Annotated in this window: 17 protein-coding genes and 1 tRNA gene; 4 read left to right on the top strand and 14 right to left on the bottom strand. The window is 68.9% G+C overall.

The features are described 5' to 3' along the window. Positions 1-271 precede the first annotated feature (271 nt). From E3T24_RS12395 to E3T24_RS12355, 10 genes are all read right to left on the bottom strand, one after another. Complete coding sequence (locus E3T24_RS12395) at positions 272-1156, bottom strand: EamA family transporter (protein ID WP_134366005.1); 885 nt, start codon at positions 1154-1156, stop codon at positions 272-274. A 109-nt stretch (positions 1157-1265) separates the two neighbouring features. After that, positions 1266-1727 carry a pilus assembly protein TadG-related protein gene (locus E3T24_RS12390; protein ID WP_241975888.1) on the bottom strand — a complete coding sequence of 154 codons (462 nt, stop codon included), beginning with the start codon at positions 1725-1727 and terminating at the stop codon, positions 1266-1268. 26 nt (positions 1728-1753) lie between these two features. Continuing rightward, a complete protein-coding gene (locus tag E3T24_RS12385; protein ID WP_134366007.1) occupies positions 1754-2218 on the bottom strand; it encodes a hypothetical protein in 465 nt (154 codons plus the stop codon). Next, complete coding sequence (locus E3T24_RS12380) at positions 2193-2603, bottom strand: TadE/TadG family type IV pilus assembly protein (protein WP_134366008.1); 411 nt, start codon at positions 2601-2603, stop codon at positions 2193-2195. Before E3T24_RS12380 ends, E3T24_RS12385 begins: the two co-directional genes overlap by 26 nt. Positions 2604-2655: 52 nt before the next feature. Further along, the gene (locus E3T24_RS17430; RefSeq protein WP_166787107.1) at positions 2656-2832 is read right to left on the bottom strand and encodes a hypothetical protein; all 177 of its coding nucleotides are present in this window, start codon (positions 2830-2832) and stop codon (positions 2656-2658) included. 78 nt (positions 2833-2910) lie between these two features. Beyond that, on the bottom strand, positions 2911-3849 hold the full coding sequence (locus tag E3T24_RS12375) for a type II secretion system F family protein (RefSeq protein ID WP_134366009.1): 939 nt from the start codon (positions 3847-3849) through the stop codon (positions 2911-2913). Then, positions 3846-4706, bottom strand: a complete 861-nt coding sequence (locus E3T24_RS12370; protein ID WP_134366010.1) for a type II secretion system F family protein — start codon at positions 4704-4706, stop codon at positions 3846-3848. Before E3T24_RS12370 ends, E3T24_RS12375 begins: the two co-directional genes overlap by 4 nt. Next, the gene (locus tag E3T24_RS12365; RefSeq protein WP_134366011.1) at positions 4703-5935 is read right to left on the bottom strand and encodes an ATPase, T2SS/T4P/T4SS family; all 1233 of its coding nucleotides are present in this window, start codon (positions 5933-5935) and stop codon (positions 4703-4705) included. Before E3T24_RS12365 ends, E3T24_RS12370 begins: the two co-directional genes overlap by 4 nt. 242 nt (positions 5936-6177) lie before the next feature. Continuing rightward, a complete protein-coding gene (locus E3T24_RS12360; RefSeq protein WP_134366012.1) occupies positions 6178-6984 on the bottom strand; it encodes a 3-hydroxybutyrate dehydrogenase in 807 nt (268 codons plus the stop codon). 58 nt (positions 6985-7042) lie between these two features. Then, positions 7043-8434 carry an MFS transporter gene (locus E3T24_RS12355; RefSeq protein WP_134366013.1) on the bottom strand — a complete coding sequence of 464 codons (1392 nt, stop codon included), beginning with the start codon at positions 8432-8434 and terminating at the stop codon, positions 7043-7045. 147 nt (positions 8435-8581) lie between these two features. Here E3T24_RS12355 and E3T24_RS12350 point away from each other — a divergent pair, with 147 nt between their 5' ends. The 4 genes from E3T24_RS12350 (at position 8582) to E3T24_RS12335 (ending at position 11253) form a co-directional block, all read left to right on the top strand. Continuing rightward, positions 8582-9511: a LysR family transcriptional regulator gene (locus tag E3T24_RS12350; RefSeq protein WP_241978701.1), complete on the top strand. Its 930-nt coding sequence runs from the start codon at positions 8582-8584 to the stop codon at positions 9509-9511. A gap of 85 nt (positions 9512-9596) precedes the next feature. After that, a tRNA-Leu gene (locus tag E3T24_RS12345) sits at positions 9597-9678 on the top strand. A 1-nt stretch (position 9679) separates the two neighbouring features. Continuing rightward, a complete protein-coding gene (locus E3T24_RS12340) occupies positions 9680-10369 on the top strand; it encodes a DedA family protein (RefSeq protein ID WP_241975890.1) in 690 nt (229 codons plus the stop codon). Between the two features lie 116 nt (positions 10370-10485). Beyond that, positions 10486-11253, top strand: a complete 768-nt coding sequence (locus E3T24_RS12335; protein WP_134366064.1) for a VTT domain-containing protein — start codon at positions 10486-10488, stop codon at positions 11251-11253. A gap of 49 nt (positions 11254-11302) precedes the next feature. On the opposite strand, the gene E3T24_RS12330 is transcribed toward E3T24_RS12335, so the two are convergent. From E3T24_RS12330 to murI, 4 genes are all read right to left on the bottom strand, one after another. Then, positions 11303-12214: a cation diffusion facilitator family transporter gene (locus tag E3T24_RS12330; protein WP_134402695.1), complete on the bottom strand. Its 912-nt coding sequence runs from the start codon at positions 12212-12214 to the stop codon at positions 11303-11305. A 238-nt stretch (positions 12215-12452) separates the two neighbouring features. Beyond that, entirely contained in the window at positions 12453-13043 is a 591-nt protein-coding gene (gene rdgB / locus E3T24_RS12325) for an RdgB/HAM1 family non-canonical purine NTP pyrophosphatase (RefSeq protein WP_134366016.1), read from the bottom strand. 4 nt (positions 13044-13047) lie between these two features. Continuing rightward, entirely contained in the window at positions 13048-13782 is a 735-nt protein-coding gene (gene rph, locus E3T24_RS12320) for a ribonuclease PH (protein WP_134366017.1), read from the bottom strand. Further along, positions 13779-14645, bottom strand: coding sequence for a glutamate racemase (murI, locus tag E3T24_RS12315; RefSeq protein WP_134366018.1), 867 nt, complete (start codon positions 14643-14645; stop codon positions 13779-13781). Before murI ends, rph begins: the two co-directional genes overlap by 4 nt. Between the last annotated feature and the right edge of the window lie 163 nt (positions 14646-14808).

Raw genomic sequence — 14808 nt, 5'->3', positions numbered from 1 at the left:
GTCGCGGGGAACAGGCCATCAGAATCGCTCATAAGCAATTTTCCCAGACCCCACGGCCAAGGACGGGAAATCCGGCGGCGTTTTAAACTTTGCCGTTACTGACCCACGCCCCTAGACGGTCAAGTCACAGGAGCCGGCTTCGTCCTGAACGAATTCGACGGAGATTCTGCCGGAATCGGCCCCAAACCGGCCGAAAGCGTGATTCTACAGCAGAATCTCCGTCGAATTGGTTAGCTGCCGAGGAGCGGGCGACGGATGCCCGGGGGCCCGGTCAGGGGACCGCGCCCCCGACGATCTCGAGCTCGGATTTAGGTGTCTCGCGCTGGCCGGCGATCGCGGCCCCGGCCGCGACGCACACCACGACGATGGCGATCTGTTGCTGTAACAGGAACGTCTCCCCCAGCACCAGCGCACCGAACAACGCGGCGATCACCGGCCCGAAGCTGGTGATGATCGCGTAGAGACGCGGGGTGATCCGGCGCAGGATGAAGGTGTCCAGCGTGTACGGGAAGGCCGACGAGAGCACCCCGATCGCCAGCAGAAGCCCGAGCACGCCCCAGTCGAGGCTGGACCAGTCGACCGTGATCAGCGCGAACGGCACCAGCAGAGTCAGGCTGACGACGCTGGCCACGGAGATGCCCTCCAGGCCAGGGAAGGCGGTGGCGACCCGCCGGGTCAGCAGGATGTACGCCGCCCAAGCCGCCGCCGCCGTCAGCGCATAGAGAACGCCGAGCACGTTCAGAGTGCCGTCTGACCAGGTCAGCAGAAACACCCCGCCCGCGGCCGCGGTGGCGTACACGAAGTCGAGGGGGCGGCGCGACGAGGCCAGGGCCAGGGCGAAGGGCCCCAGGAACTCGATGGTGGCGGCGATGCCGAGCCCGAGCAGGTCGACGGCCTCGTAGAAGGTCAGGTTCATCACCGCGAGCACGACGCCCAGGGCCAGGGCGGGCCAGAGGCGCCGCCAGCTGAGGCCGGCCAGTTTCGGCCGGTAGAACGGCAGCACGGCCGCCGCCATCACCAGCTGCCGCACCGCGACCACGACGGGCGAGCCGACGAGCGGGATGGCGAGGCCGGCGAGGGACGAGCCGAAGTTAATGCTGACCTCTGTGACGACCTGGGCGCCCGCACCGGTCAGGCGGTCGCGTTTCGCGGTCACAGCGCTCCTCCCCGCGGCCGGGGCAGGCGCGCTTTTCGAGAGTACCGGTTCGGCCGGGCACGGATGTTCCGCGCCGCGGGGTCATCTGCCCTACCGGAACACCGTCGCCCTACCGGAACACCGAGCGCGCCACCGCCGTGACCTCCATCGGCACCCCGGCCGGCAGCACGACGGCGAGCACCGGGGGCCGCCAGTAGGCAGTCAGCGTCACGGTGGCGCTCTTCCCGTCGACGGATGCCGCCCCGGCCAGCTCCAGCCCCGCGATGCCGCCGTGCGGGGCGGTGTCCAGATACTCCGCGGCGGCCGCGTGAACGTCGGCAGACACCAGGGCGGCCCGCAGCACCGGGCCGGAGCTGTCCGTCGTGACGGCCACCGCGCTGAGGTCGAAGGCCTCCGCCCCGGCCAGTGCTGCGCCGTCGGCGAGGGTCAGCAGCCGCTTCCGTTCGAGGTACAGGGACGTGGCCGCCACGGTGACGAGGATCAGCACCAGGGCCAGGAAACCGTAGAACATGGTCAGCAACAGGATCGAGCCGTCCTCGTCGCCGGGCCGCGCCGACGCTCGCCGGACCACCGCCCGCCGCCCCGGTCCCCCGCCGCTCATCCGGACCGCCAGAACCGGGACACCGTCTGCGTCGCCGAGGCCTCGAGCGGCACGCTGGAACCGTTCCGCAGCGACAGCACATCCGGCACCAGCGGCAGGGGCACCCGGATGCGCACCGTGACCGTGACCGTGCCCCGGCGGGTCAGGCATCCGTCGGTGTCGGCCCGGCAGTCGACGCTCATCTCGGCGTCCGCTGCGTCGATGCCGTAGTCCGCGAGCCCGAACTGCACCGCGCGTTCGGCCCGGGCGGTCGCCGTGGCCTCGTCGGGAGCCTGCACGTAGACGCGGGCGGCCTGGCGCGCGGCCCCCTCGACGGCGAGCGCGCCGCCCTGCAGCGCCGCCATCGCCAGGACCAGGTAGACCAGCGGCACGAGCAGGATCAGGCCCGCCGTGATGAATTCGAGGGAGGCCGAGCCGCGCTCCGACTCGGCGGGACTAGCGCAGGTCCTCGACGGCAGCATGCCCCACCACCTCCAGCCCGCGGCCCGGACCGAACAGTGCGATCAGCGGCAGAGGCGTGATCACCCGCACCTCCACGCTGGGAAAGCCCTCGTAATCGCCGTACCCGGCCTGCACGTCGGTCGCGAACGACGGACCGATCGCCGTGGTGATCAGTTCCCGGGTGCGGGCGGCGCCGTCGGAGAGGCCGCTGTCCGCGAGCGCGGCGTACCGGGCCCCCTCCGCCGCCGCGTCGAGCACGGTGTTGCGTACGTGCAGGGCGAGCCCCAGCTGCATCACGGCCAGCGTCAGCCCGGTGAGCAGCGCCCCGACCATCACGAACTCGGCGACCGCCGAACCGCTCTCGCCGGCGAGCGCGCCCGTCCGGCGTCGCCACGCCACAGTCATCCGGGGCCAAATCATCCGGGGTCCGGTCATCCGCGGCCAAGTCATCCGGGGCCTACATTCCACTGACCCTGTCGATGGCCTGTTGGAACACGCCGCTGAGGGCGGGGCCGGCGAGGCCCCAGATGATCATGACCAGGCCGGCCGTCATCAGGGTGATCAGCACCCAGCCCGGAACGTCGCCCCGCTCATCTGACCATCGCACCGGGAAACGCCGTCTCAGTGTGTTCATGATTGCTCTCCTTCTCGATGGGGCAGCTTCCTTGATCGGGCGGTCGCCCGGTGGGCACTTCGTTGAAGGGACGGCACGTCAGAACCCGCTCTGCAGGATGAACAGGCCGGGAAAGATCGCGAACAGGATCGTCATCGGCAGGATCAGGAACACCAGCGGCACGAGCATGGCGACCTCCTTCTTCCCGGCCACCTCGATCAGTCCCCGCCTGGCCTCGTCCCTCGCGTCCTGCGCCTGGGCGCGCAGCACGTCCGCCAGCGGGGTGCCGCGTTCCAGCGCTCCGACGACCTGGTCGACGAGGCGAGTCACCGACGGCAGCGCAATCCGGCGAGCGAGATTCTGCAGCGCGGCGGACAGCGGCACACCCGTGCGCACGTCGGCCACGACCCCCGCCAGCTCGCGGGACAGCTCGCCGGTGCTCGTGCGGGACACCCGGCCCAGGGCATCCAGAATCCCCTCGCCGGCCGAGAGCGACAGCGTCATGAACTCCAGCACCGTGGGGAACTCGCTCTGCATCCGGGCCAGGCGGGCGGTGGCCGCCCGCTTCAGCGCCCAGTCCCGGGCGAGGGCGCCGCACACCCCCGCGATGGCCGGCAGGCCGACCTGCATGAGCACGGGCAGGGTGCGGAGGGTCGGCACCGTGGTGACCGCGGCCGCCCCGGCGGCCAGGGCGATGAGTGACCAGACGACCTGCTCCGAACGGAAGGCATCGGCCGTGCGGCTGGATCCCGACTGCCGCAGGCGCCGTTCGATCGTGTCCGTACCGCCGAGAACGGCCGCGAACCCGCGTTTCAGGCCGCCGAAGGTCGGCGCGAACAGGGTGCCGAGTACGGGGATCGGGTGCACCGTGGTGCGCCCGACGAACGCCCGGGCCTCGGCCGAGACGTCGAGGATGTACGGCGCCAGTCGCTGCACCAGGCGCGGGCGGCTGAGCCGGGGCACCAGGCTCGCCAGCGACCACAGGCCGACGCCCAGCGCCGTGCCGCAGAAAAGTGCCCAGGCCAATGGAGCGCTCACCGGAACCACCGTCGTTCTTCCGGCAGCCGCCCCAGGGCCACCATCACCTGGTAGGCCACGACGGAGACCACCAGGCCGCCGACGATCACCACCACCCCGGAGGCGGTGTTGTAGGCGATTGCCGCCTCAGGCCGGGAGGCCAGGAGCAGCAGGATGATCCAGGGTGCTGCCACCCCGAGCCTCGCCGCGCTCACGATCCAGGACTGTCGGGCCTCGATTTCCGACCGGATGGCAGAATCCTGCCGCAGCCAGGCGGCCAGGCTCCGCAGCACGACCGTGAGGTCGGAACCGCCGACCTCCCTGGCCATCCGCAGGGTCTCGAGGATGCGATCGGCCACCGGGTCGGCCAGGGACGCCTTCAGCTCGTCCACCGCCGCGGAGAAATTGCCGCTCGCCCGGTACTCACGCGCGAACGCGGCGAACGACGACCGGGTCGACAGCGGTCCGGCCCCGGCCAGGCTGCCCACGCTGTCGGGCAGCGCCAGCCCCGATCGCACCGCGGACACGAGGTGGTCGACGACGTCGGGCCACACCGCCCGGTTCGCACGAAGGCGGGCCCGCGCCCGCCGGGACGCCGTCACCAGCGGCAGCGCCAGCCCGGAGAGCCCCGCGACCACCGACAGAGCAGCGATGCCGAGAATCGCCTGCGCCAGGGCGGCCACGGCCAGCCCCAGCACCAGCGAGATGGCGACGAAGGCCGCCAGCGGAAGCGAACCGAGTCCCGCCTGGGCGAGGATGCCCCGCAACCGGCCCCGCGCCGGGCTCCGCTCTGCCGCCTGGTCGGCCCGGGGCCAGAGTAACGGCGCCGCTACCAGGAGGAGCCCGGCGCCGAGCAGGCATCCGATCACCAGGATCATGCTGCCCCCGGCCGCAGCACGATTGCCGGGTCCAGCCCGGCCGCGCGGAACTTGGCGAGTTTGGTGGGGTGGCCCCCCGTGGGTTCCAGGGCGCCCTCGCGCATCAGGAAGATGGGGCTGGCCTCGATCACGGAACCGGTCAGCCCGCCGCTCGGGGCGATGACCTCGGTCACCCGACGGCGGCCGTGCCGGTCGATCGCGCAGTGCACGACGATGTCGATGCAACCGGCCACGGTCGGCAGCACAAATGCCGAATCGATGTTGCGACCGGCCAGCAGCGGCAGCGTGGACAGCTTGCCGAGGGCGTCCCTGGCGCTGTTGGCGTGGATCGAGCACATTCCGGGCAACCCGCTGTTGAGGGCGATCAGCAGGTCGAGGCTCTCCGCCTCGCGCACCTCGCCGACGATCAAACGGTCGGGGCGCATCCGCAACGATTCCTTGATCAGGCGCCGCAGGGTGATCTCCCCGGTGCCCTCCAGACTGGGCTGGCGGCACTGCATCGCCACCACGTCACGCGCGGCCAGGTCGAGTTCGAAGGTCTCCTCCACGGTCACGATCCGCTCGGTGGTGCGGGTGGCGGAGAGCAGGGCGTTGAGCATGGTGGTCTTGCCGGTCTGGGTGGCTCCGGAAACCAGGATGTTCTGGCCGGCCAGCACGCACATCCGGAGGAACTCCGCGGACTGCTGGGTCAGCGACCCGAGGCCGACGAGCTGCTGCAGATCACGGATGCGCCGGGTGAACTTGCGGATGTTCACGGCCCAATGCCGGCGAGTGATGTCGGGGATGACGACGTGAAGCCGGGACCCGTCGGGCAGGGAGGCGTCGACGAACGGCGAACTGAGGTCGACACGGCGGCCGGATGCCTGCAGCATCCGTTCGACCAGGTCCCGCACCTCGGTCTCGGTCAGCACCATCGTGGTCAACTCCGGCACGCCGTCGCGGGCCACGAACACCCGGGAGGGCGCGTTGATCCAGATCTCTTCGATGCCCGGGTCGTCGAGGAACGGCTGCAGCGCCCCGAACCCGGTCAGGGAGGCCACCACCTCCCGCGCCGCCTGGCGCTCGTCACCGATCAGCGGGAGCGAGCTGCCCAGGGCCCGCTCGCTGTATCGCTGAAGTTCGTCACGCACGTACTGCTCGGTGAGCCGGTTGTCGGAGGCCAGGTCCACGCCGTCGCGGCGCACCCGGGACCGAACCTGCTCGGTGATGATACGGACGGCTTCGCTCATTCCTGCATGATCGCCCACCTGGGGCAGGCGCCGCCGGACTTATCCACAGCCCCGTCCATCGCGCGCCTGTTCCGCACCCGGCGTCTTCAGTCGAGGCGGCCAGTGTCCCCCGCCGAATGTGGCTAACTCAGGAGATGCCGGGCACCCGAGCAGCCGGACCGCGGAAACACGCGCGGCATGCCGCCACTCGACACGCATCTCCTGAATTGGCCACACGGGCAGCGCCGCAGGTAATACCGCGCTCAGCGGGCCGACCAGCCGCCGTCCATCGTGTAGCTGGCCCCGGTGACCATGGCGGCGTCGGTCGATGCCAGCCAGGCAACGAGCGAGCCGACCTCTGCCGGTTCGACCAGGCGTTTGATGGCGCTCTCGGTCAGCATGATGCTGCTGAGCACCTCCGCTTCCGGGATGCCGTGAACGGCCGCCTGGTCCACGATCTGCTTCTCCACCAGGGGCGTGCGCACGTAGCCGGGGCTGACGCAGTTGCTCGTCACCCCGTGCTCGCCGCCCTCGAGAGCGGTGACCTTCGACAGGCCCTCGAGGCCGTGCTTGGCGGCCACGTAGGCGCTCTTGAACGGCGAGGCGCGGATGCCGTGCACCGAGGTGATGTTGATGATGCGCCCGAACCCGGTCGCGTACATGTGCGGCAGGGCGGCCCGGACCAGGAGGAACGGGGCCTCGAGCATCAGGGCGAGGATGAGACGGAAGTCGGCCGGGGCGAAGTCCTGGATCGGGTTGATCCGCTGGATTCCGGCGTTGTTGACGAGGATGTCCACCCCGGCGAGCGCTTCCGCCAGCACCCCGTCGGTCAGTGCGTGCGTGTCGGCCAGGTCGACGGCCCAGCTGGATCCGCCGACCTCCGCGGCGAGCGCCTCCGCGGCCGCCCGATCGATGTCGGCGACGATGACCCGGGCACCCCGTTCGGCAAGGGAGCGCACCACGGCGGCCCCGATCCCGCTGGCTCCCCCGGTGACTAGGGCTGTGCGGCCGGCGAGCGGCCGAGGCCGCTCCCACCCTGCGATGGAAGCGGCCTCGAATGCATCAGTCATTGCGTTGTCCTCTGTACTGCGTGTATCGCGCTCGTGCGTGCGGGTCGGGGGCGGCTGGTCAGGCGCCGTTCGCGACCGGCTCCAGACCGTGCTTGCGGGCGTCGACGGCGTCGACCTCTCGCAGCGAGATCCCCTTCGTCTCCTTCAGCGTCACGACTGCGACGACCGTGATGGCGCAGGCGATCACGAGGTAGAAGGCAACGGGAACCCAGGACTGGTATTCCTTCAGCAGGGCCGTGGCGATGATCGGAGCCATCGAGCCGGCCAGGATCGACGTGACCTGGTAGCCGAGGGACACACCCGAATAGCGCATCCGGGTCGGGAACATCTCGGACATGATGGCCGGCTGCCCCGCGTACATCAGGGCGTGGAAGCACAGTCCGATGGTGATGGCCACCACGATGATGACGGGATTCTGGGTGTCGAACATTGGGAAGGCGAAGAAGGCCCAGGTCGAACCGAGGATGGCCCCGGCCAGGTACACGGGCTTGCGACCGAAGCGGTCGGACATCCGTCCCACCTGCGGGATCACCAGGAAGTGCACGATGTGGGCGATCAACAGGGCGAGCAGCAGCTTGCTGGTGTCGTACTGGTGCACCGTGACCAGGTAGACGATGGAGAAGCTGACGATCGTGTAATAGAGGATGTTCTCGGCGAACCGAAGGCCCATGGCTCCCAGGATGCCCTTCGGGTACTTGCGCACGACCTCCATGACGCCGTAGCTGACCGCCTTCTCGGCCTCGACCTGAGCCCGGGCCTCCAGGAAGATCGGCGCCTCGCTGACGTGGGTGCGGATGTAATAGCCGATGACCACGATCACCGCGGAGAGCCAGAATGCGACGCGCCAGCCCCAGCTCATGAACTGTTCGGCGGGCAGGATCCAGGACATGGTCAGCAGGACGAGCGTGGCGAGGAGGTTGCCGACCGGAACGGCGGCCTGGGGCCAGCTGGACCAGAAGCCACGGGACTTGTCGGGGCTGTGCTCGGCGACCAGAAGCACGGCGCCGCCCCACTCACCGCCGACGGCGAAGCCCTGCACGAAGCGAAGGGCCACCAGCAGGGCCGGAGCCCAGTAGCCGATGGTGTTGTAACCCGGCAGGCAGCCCATCAGGAAGGTGGCCACGCCGACCAGGATGATCGTGACCTGCAGGGTGTGCTTGCGGCCCAGCCGGTCGCCGATCTGGCCGAAGACGATGCCGCCCAGCGGCCGGGCGATGAACCCGACGGCGTAGGTGAGGAACGCGGCGATGATGCCGTCCAGTTCGCTGCCGGCGTTCGGGAAGAAGAATTTGCCGAAGACGAGGCTCGCTGCCGTGGCATAGAGGAAGAATTCATACCACTCGACGACTGTGCCCACCATCGACGCGGCCACGATCTTTCTCAGGCCCGATGTCTCTTCGCTGGCACTCCGTCCGGATGATCCGGCTTCGACGCGCTGATTGACGCTCATGTCTGACTCCTTCGGTGTCGTCGCTGACACTTCGTGGTGAATTACGGATGGGCCCCGTTCTACCCGGAACGGATCCCTTGAGTATTCCCGCCACACCGATCTGCATCAATGACCACATCTACACACACTATGTGCATACTTGCAGATATGAGCTTCCAGCCCACCCCGGCCTCCTCGCCCAACCCGGACGACCTGTTAATTCTCCTCGCCGTCGCGCGCACCGGTCGCTTCACCACGGCCGCGGAGAGCCTCGGCCTGAACCACACCACCGTCTCCCGCCGGATCGCCGCACTGGAGAGGGCTCTGGACGGGCGGGTGCTCTCCCGCACGGTCGGCGGGTGGGAGCTGACCGAACTGGGCAAACGTGCTTTCAACGCCGCCGAGAACGTCGAGTCAGCGGTCGCGATCCTGAACGGCCCAACGGACCGGCCGCACCAACTGTCCGGCGTCGTGCGCATGTCGGCAACGGATGGCTTCAGCGCCTACATCGCCGCCCCGGCCATCGCCGCGCTGCAGCGAACCCACCCGGCGCTACGGGTGGAGATCGTCACCGTGACCCGCCGTGCCCTCCAGCACCGCTCGGGCCTGGACATCGAGGTCGTGGTGGGCGAGCCCCAGGCGCACCGGGCCGAGGCGTTTCGGCTGGGCTACTACCTGCTGGGCATGTACGCGTCGAGAGACTACCTCGCCGAGAAGGGCACGCCGACGACCGTGGCGGAGCTGACGACGCATCCGCTCGTCTACTTCGTCGATTCGATGCTGCTGGTCGATGATCTGGATGCGCCGCGACGCCTCGTGCCCTCGATGCGGGCGTCGCTGAGCTCCACCAACGTCTTCGTGCACGTCGAGGCGACCCGCGCCGGGGCCGGAATCGGGTTCCTGCCGTGCTTCATGGGCGACCGGCATGCCGACCTGGTGCGCCTGCTGCCGGAGCAGTTCCACGAGCGGTTGCAGTACTGGATGGTGCTCAGGCAGGATTCCCTGCACCAGCCGGCCGTGGCCGCCGTCGTCGCCGCCCTCCGGGCCCAGACGTCCGCCTTCTCGCAGTCTCTGCTCGGAGTCGCATCCGCCCCCTGAGCCGGCTCGCTGGTGACGGGGGCACCCGCGGGCCCGCGCGCTCACGGGCAGGTCGGGCGCACGAAGTACACTGGAACCGCACTTCGCGGGAGTGGTGAAATTGGCAGACACGCAGGATTTAGGTTCCTGTGCTTTCGAGCGTGGGGGTTCAAGTCCCCTCTCCCGCACATGAGTCACATGTCGGCCCTGGACGGCCAATTGAACGACCTGCTGGCGAACACCGGCGTCGTGGTCTTCTATCTGCTTGTCTGGGCGCTGGTCTTCGCGGGCACGGCGGTCTTCCTGGGGGTGTTCATCCCCTTCATCACCGGCGACTCGCTCCTGTTCGGGTCGGGCCTGGTGGCGGCGTCGACACCGAACCTGAGCATCGCGGTGCTGGCCGCGGGAACCGGGGTGGCCGCCTTCCTCGGCGACCAAGTCGGCTTCCTGCTCGGGCGCCACTTCGGCCGCTCGTACCTCGATCGGCACGGCGGGCGCCGCACCCGCGCGGCCATCGTCAAGACCGAGTCCTTCTACCGCAAGTTCGGCTGGTGGTCGGTGGTCGTCGCCCGGTTCATGCCCTGGGCGCGGGTCTTCGTGCCGGTGATCGCCGGTGTCGGCCGCATGAATTACTACAAGTTCCTCAGCAGCAACCTCGTCGGAGCGCTGGCCTGGGGTGTCGGGCTCACCCTGACCGGCTACTACGCGGCGGCCATCCCCGGCGTCAAGAGCGCGGCATACGTGATTGCCGGTGTCTTCATCGCCGCCTCGATCGTGTTCGGACTGCGAACCTGGTTCGCCGACCGCGCCCAGACCAGGCAGGATGCCGCATCGGCGGAGGGCGGCGACGGGCTCCTCGATGGCCCGGCAACCTCATAGTGCCCCACGGCGTTCTATCGAGAATACGGGCTAGCCTGTAACACAGCATCCCGTGATCCCGCCGCCCGGCCGATCTGACCGACGCCAACAGGAGTTTTTACGTGATTCACACTGCTCTGGCCCCTGCGGCCGTCATCCCCTGGCTCGATCCGGAGGTGCTCATCAACGGCTTCGGCCCGTGGGCGCTGCTGGGCGTGTGTGCGATCGTGTTCGCGGAGACGGGGCTCCTCGTCGGCTTCCTACTCCCCGGCGACACCCTGCTGGTCATCACCGGCCTCCTCACCTTCGCCGGCGTGATCCAGATGGACATCTGGTGGGTGGCCCTGGCGATCGGGTTCGCGGCATTCCTCGGCGGCGAAGCCGGTTACCTGATCGGGCATAAATTCGGACCGAAAGTGTTCGAACGCAAGGAATCGGGTTTGTTCAGCGTCAAGAACGTCGAGCGCACGAACGCGTTCTTCGTGCGCTTCGGCGGGGTCGCCGTGATTGTGGCGCGGTTCGTGCCCATCGTGCGCACGTTCGCCCCGGTCGCCGCGGGCGTGGGCCACATGGACTACCGCAAGTACTCGCTCTACAACCTGATCGGGGCCCTCCTCTGGGGCGCCGGCCTCACCTACTTCGGCTTCTTCCTGGGCTATATCCCGCCCGTCGCAGAGTTCGTGCAGAATTACATCGACCTGATCCTTCTGGGAGCGGTGTTCATCACGCTCATTCCCACCGTCTATCACTACCTGCAGTCCGTGCTGAAGGCCCGGCGCGCCACGCGCACCGGCGGGGTTGCCACCCACACCGGCACTCTGGTCCTCGACTCCGACGCTTTCGACGGCGGACACGAGCCCAAGGACCCCGAGCAGCGGAACGACGAGCACACGCGCGACAGCTGACCCGGCGCCGGCGCCCCGGACCCGCGCTGACCGCCTTGCGGCTCGCCGGTCAGAGGTGCGGGTTGTCCTCGTGCTCGGCGTGCCCGGCCGGTTCGAGCTGGAACGTGGAGTGGTCCACGTCGAAATGCTCCGCCAGGCAGGACGACAGCGCGTCGAGCAGAGCCCCGGAGCCTCCCCCGCTGAGCACGCTCGCTTCGACCACGACGTGGGCGCTGAAGACGTGGGCGCCGGACGTGATCGCCCAGACGTGCACGTCGTGCACGGCCACGACGCCTGATGTGGCGAGCAGATGCCGCCGGATCTCCGCGACATCCGTGTCGACCGGAACGGATTCACTGAACACGCGCACCACGTCGCGCAGCAGCACGAACGCCCGGGGCGCGATCATGCCCGCGATGAGCAGCGACGCGATCGCGTCGGCCTGTTCGAAACCGGTGAACAGGATGACCGCGGCCGCCACGATGACGGCCACCGATCCGAGCGTGTCGCCGAGCACCTCCAGGTAGGCACCGCGCATGTTGATCGACGTGCTCGCCGCCGGCCGCAGCAGCAGCAGCGCCGCGAGGTTGGCGACCAGTCCGATGGCGGCCACGACCAGCATGGGCGCGGCACGTACCTCTCCCCCGTCCGCACCGAGGAGCCGGGTGAGAGCACCCACCGTGACGGAGATCGCCACGCCGACCAGGATCAGCCCGTTCAGGAGCGCTCCGAACACCTCGGCCCGCCGATAGCCGAAGGTCTGCCGGTCCGTGGCCGGCCTGGCCGCCACCACGGTCGCCGCGAACGCGATGAGCAGTCCGGCGAGGTCGGAGAACATGTGTCCGGCATCCGCCAGCAGGGCCAGCGAGCCGGTCAGCCAGGCACCGATGATTTCGACCACGAGCACGGTCGCGACGATGCCGATCGCCAACGACAGCCGCGCGCGGTTCGTCTGCGAGGTGTGCGCGTGATCGTGTCCCATGCGTCCACGGTATGGCGAGCGACGCCGCCCCGCCAGTTGGCCCCTCTCCGGGATCGAGCACCGCGCCTGCTCCCGCCGGGTCCGAGCCCACCGGGTCCGAGCCCACCCGTCAGGGCCCGGCCCCGAACCAATTCGACGGAGAATCTGCCCGAAACGGCCCCGAAAGCCTTGAAACCGCCTGTTTAGAGCAATATCTCCGTCGAATTGGTTCAGGGGCGGGGCGGTGGGACGGGGAAGGTCACACCGCGAGCAGGGTCTGCAACACCGGGATCAGCTTGTCGAAGGCACGGGCCCGGTGGCTGTGCTCGTTCTTCACGTTGGGCGTCAGCTCGGCGGCGGAGATGGCGTAGCCGTCGGGCAGGAAGATCGGGTCGTAGCCAAAACCGCCGGAGCCGCTCGGCGCGGTCAGGATCTGCCCCGGCCATTCACCGGTCACGTGCCATTCCGTGCCGTCGGGCAGCGCGAGCGCGGCCACGCAGGTGAAGTGGCCCCCGCGGTGTTCGGCGCCCATGTCACCGAGCTGCCAGAGCAGCAACCGCAGGTTCTCGTCCGAGTCCCTTGCGGGACCGGCCCACCGGGCGGAGAAGATCCCGGGCGACCCGCCCAGCACGTCTACGCAGATCCCCGAGTCGTCGGCGATCGCCGGCAGCCCGGTGTGCGCGGCGGCGGCGCGCGCCTTGATCAGGGCGTTCTCGGCGAAGGTGGCGCCGTCCTCGACCGGCTCCGGGCCGTCATAGGCGAGAACCTCGAGTGCGGGGAGCTTCGGGGCGAGGATGCGACGCAGCTCCTCGACCTTGTGCGGATTGTGGGTGGCGAGAACGACCTGCACGGCCCTAACGCCCCAGTGCCGTCTTCTGGAACTCGGTCAGGGACACCGTGCCCGCCAGTGCCAGGTCGAGTAGCGAGTTCAGCTCCTGCCGGTCGAAGGGAGCACCCTCGGCCGTTCCCTGAACCTCGACGAAGAGGCCGCGGCCCGTGACGACGACGTTCATGTCGGTTTCGGCCTTGGAGTCCTCGACGTAGGCGAGGTCGAGCATGGGCACGCCGCCGACGATGCCGACGGAGATGGCCGAGACGCTGTCGATGAGCGGCTGAGCCTTCTGGCTGAGAAACTTCTTCTCCCGGCCCCACTCGAGCGCGTCCGCGAGGGCGACGTAGGCACCCGTGATGGCCGCCGTGCGGGTGCCGCCGTCGGCCTGCAGCACGTCGCAGTCCAGCACGATGGTGTTCTCGCCGAGGGCCTTCATGTCGACGACGGCGCGCAGGCTCCGCCCGACCAGACGGCTGATCTCGTGGGTGCGGCCGCCGATCCGGCCCTTGACCGACTCGCGGTCCATCCGGGAATCGGTGGAACGCGGCAGCATGGAGTACTCTGCCGTGACCCAGCCTTTGCCCTTGCCGGCCATCCAGCGCGGAACGCCGTTGGTGAAGGAGGCTGTGCAGAGAACCTTCGTGCGTCCGAACGAGATCAGTGCGGAGCCCTCGGCCTGGTCGCTCCAGCCTCGCTCGATCGTGACGGGGCGCAGCTGGTCAGTGGTTCGTCCGTCTACGCGCACAATATCGGTCACGAGATCTCCTTGGTGATGGTGGGGTGCGAAGCGGCGAACTCGGCAAGTTCGCTCAGGCTGAATGAGCCGGTCTCGACCAGGTCGACCCGGGAGATTTCCGGTCCGATCAGGCGATGGGCCAGGCGAAGGAAATCCTCGGCGCTGTCGCCGGTGGCCTCATACCGGTAGCTGGGGGGCGCAGCCTCGGTGCGCGCCAGGCCCTGGCTGACGAGCAGCCGGTACACGTCGTTGGCGGTTTCGGTGTCGCTGGAGACGAGGGTGACCGCGTCGCCCATCACGTACGAAATGGCGCCGCGCAGGAACGGGTAGTGGGTGCAGCCGAGGACGAGGGTGTCGACCTCCGCGGCCTGCAACGGGGCGAGGTACTCCTCGGCGACGGCGAGCAGCTCGTCACCGGTGGTCACGCCCGCCTCGACGAATTCCACGAATCGGGGGCAGGCCTGGGTGAAGAGCCGGATGTTCGTGGCCGCGGCGAACGCGTCGTCGTAGGCGAGGGAGTTGACGGTGCCGAGGGTGCCGACCACGCCGACACGGTTGTTGCGGGTGGCGCGGACGGCGCTCCGCACCGCCGGCTGGATGACCTCCACCACGGGAACGCTGTAGCGCTCGCGGGCGTCCCGCAGCACGGCAGCCGACGCGGTGTTGCAGGCGATCACCAGCATCTTCACGTCCTGCGCGACCAGGTCGTCGAGCACCTTCAGGGCGAAGCCGCGCACATCTGCGATCTTCTTCGGACCATACGGGGAGTGCTCCGTGTCGCCGATATAGAGGATCGATTCGTTGGGCAGCTGATCCTTGATCGCCCGGGCGACGGTCAGGCCGCCCACTCCGGAATCGAAGATTCCTATCGGTGCATCCGTCACGACAGACGAGCCTACCCGGATTCCCTGACAGCTCGCCCGACAGCGCGGTCGCCTGCAGTCCGGGCCGCGGAACTGAGTGCTTTCAGGGCGCATTCCCAGACTCACGGCACGGATGCCGGCACGTACCGAGAAGGGAATATGGCCGTAACTACACTCGAAATAC

This window comes from Cryobacterium sp. TmT2-59, assembly GCF_004403545.1.
Classification (GTDB): domain Bacteria; phylum Actinomycetota; class Actinomycetes; order Actinomycetales; family Microbacteriaceae; genus Cryobacterium; species Cryobacterium shii.
The sequence above is the reverse complement of the archived record's forward strand: the minus strand, read 5'-3'. Positions and strand labels throughout refer to the sequence as shown.

Coding starts and splice junctions, on each gene's coding strand:
- E3T24_RS17430 (WP_166787107.1), bottom strand. CDS start 2,832: ATGAACACACTGAGACGGCGTTTCCCGGTGCGATGGTCAGATGAGCGG.
- E3T24_RS12330 (WP_134402695.1), bottom strand. CDS start 12,214: ATGGGACACGATCACGCGCACACCTCGCAGACGAACCGCGCGCGGCTG.
- E3T24_RS12380 (WP_134366008.1), bottom strand. CDS start 2,603: ATGACTGTGGCGTGGCGACGCCGGACGGGCGCGCTCGCCGGCGAGAGC.
- E3T24_RS12370 (WP_134366010.1), bottom strand. CDS start 4,706: ATGATCCTGGTGATCGGATGCCTGCTCGGCGCCGGGCTCCTCCTGGTA.
- E3T24_RS12340 (WP_241975890.1), top strand. CDS start 9,680: ATGAGTCACATGTCGGCCCTGGACGGCCAATTGAACGACCTGCTGGCG.
- E3T24_RS12360 (WP_134366012.1), bottom strand. CDS start 6,984: ATGACTGATGCATTCGAGGCCGCTTCCATCGCAGGGTGGGAGCGGCCT.
- E3T24_RS12385 (WP_134366007.1), bottom strand. CDS start 2,218: ATGCTGCCGTCGAGGACCTGCGCTAGTCCCGCCGAGTCGGAGCGCGGC.
- E3T24_RS12365 (WP_134366011.1), bottom strand. CDS start 5,935: ATGAGCGAAGCCGTCCGTATCATCACCGAGCAGGTTCGGTCCCGGGTG.
- E3T24_RS12355 (WP_134366013.1), bottom strand. CDS start 8,434: ATGAGCGTCAATCAGCGCGTCGAAGCCGGATCATCCGGACGGAGTGCC.
- E3T24_RS12350 (WP_241978701.1), top strand. CDS start 8,582: ATGAGCTTCCAGCCCACCCCGGCCTCCTCGCCCAACCCGGACGACCTG.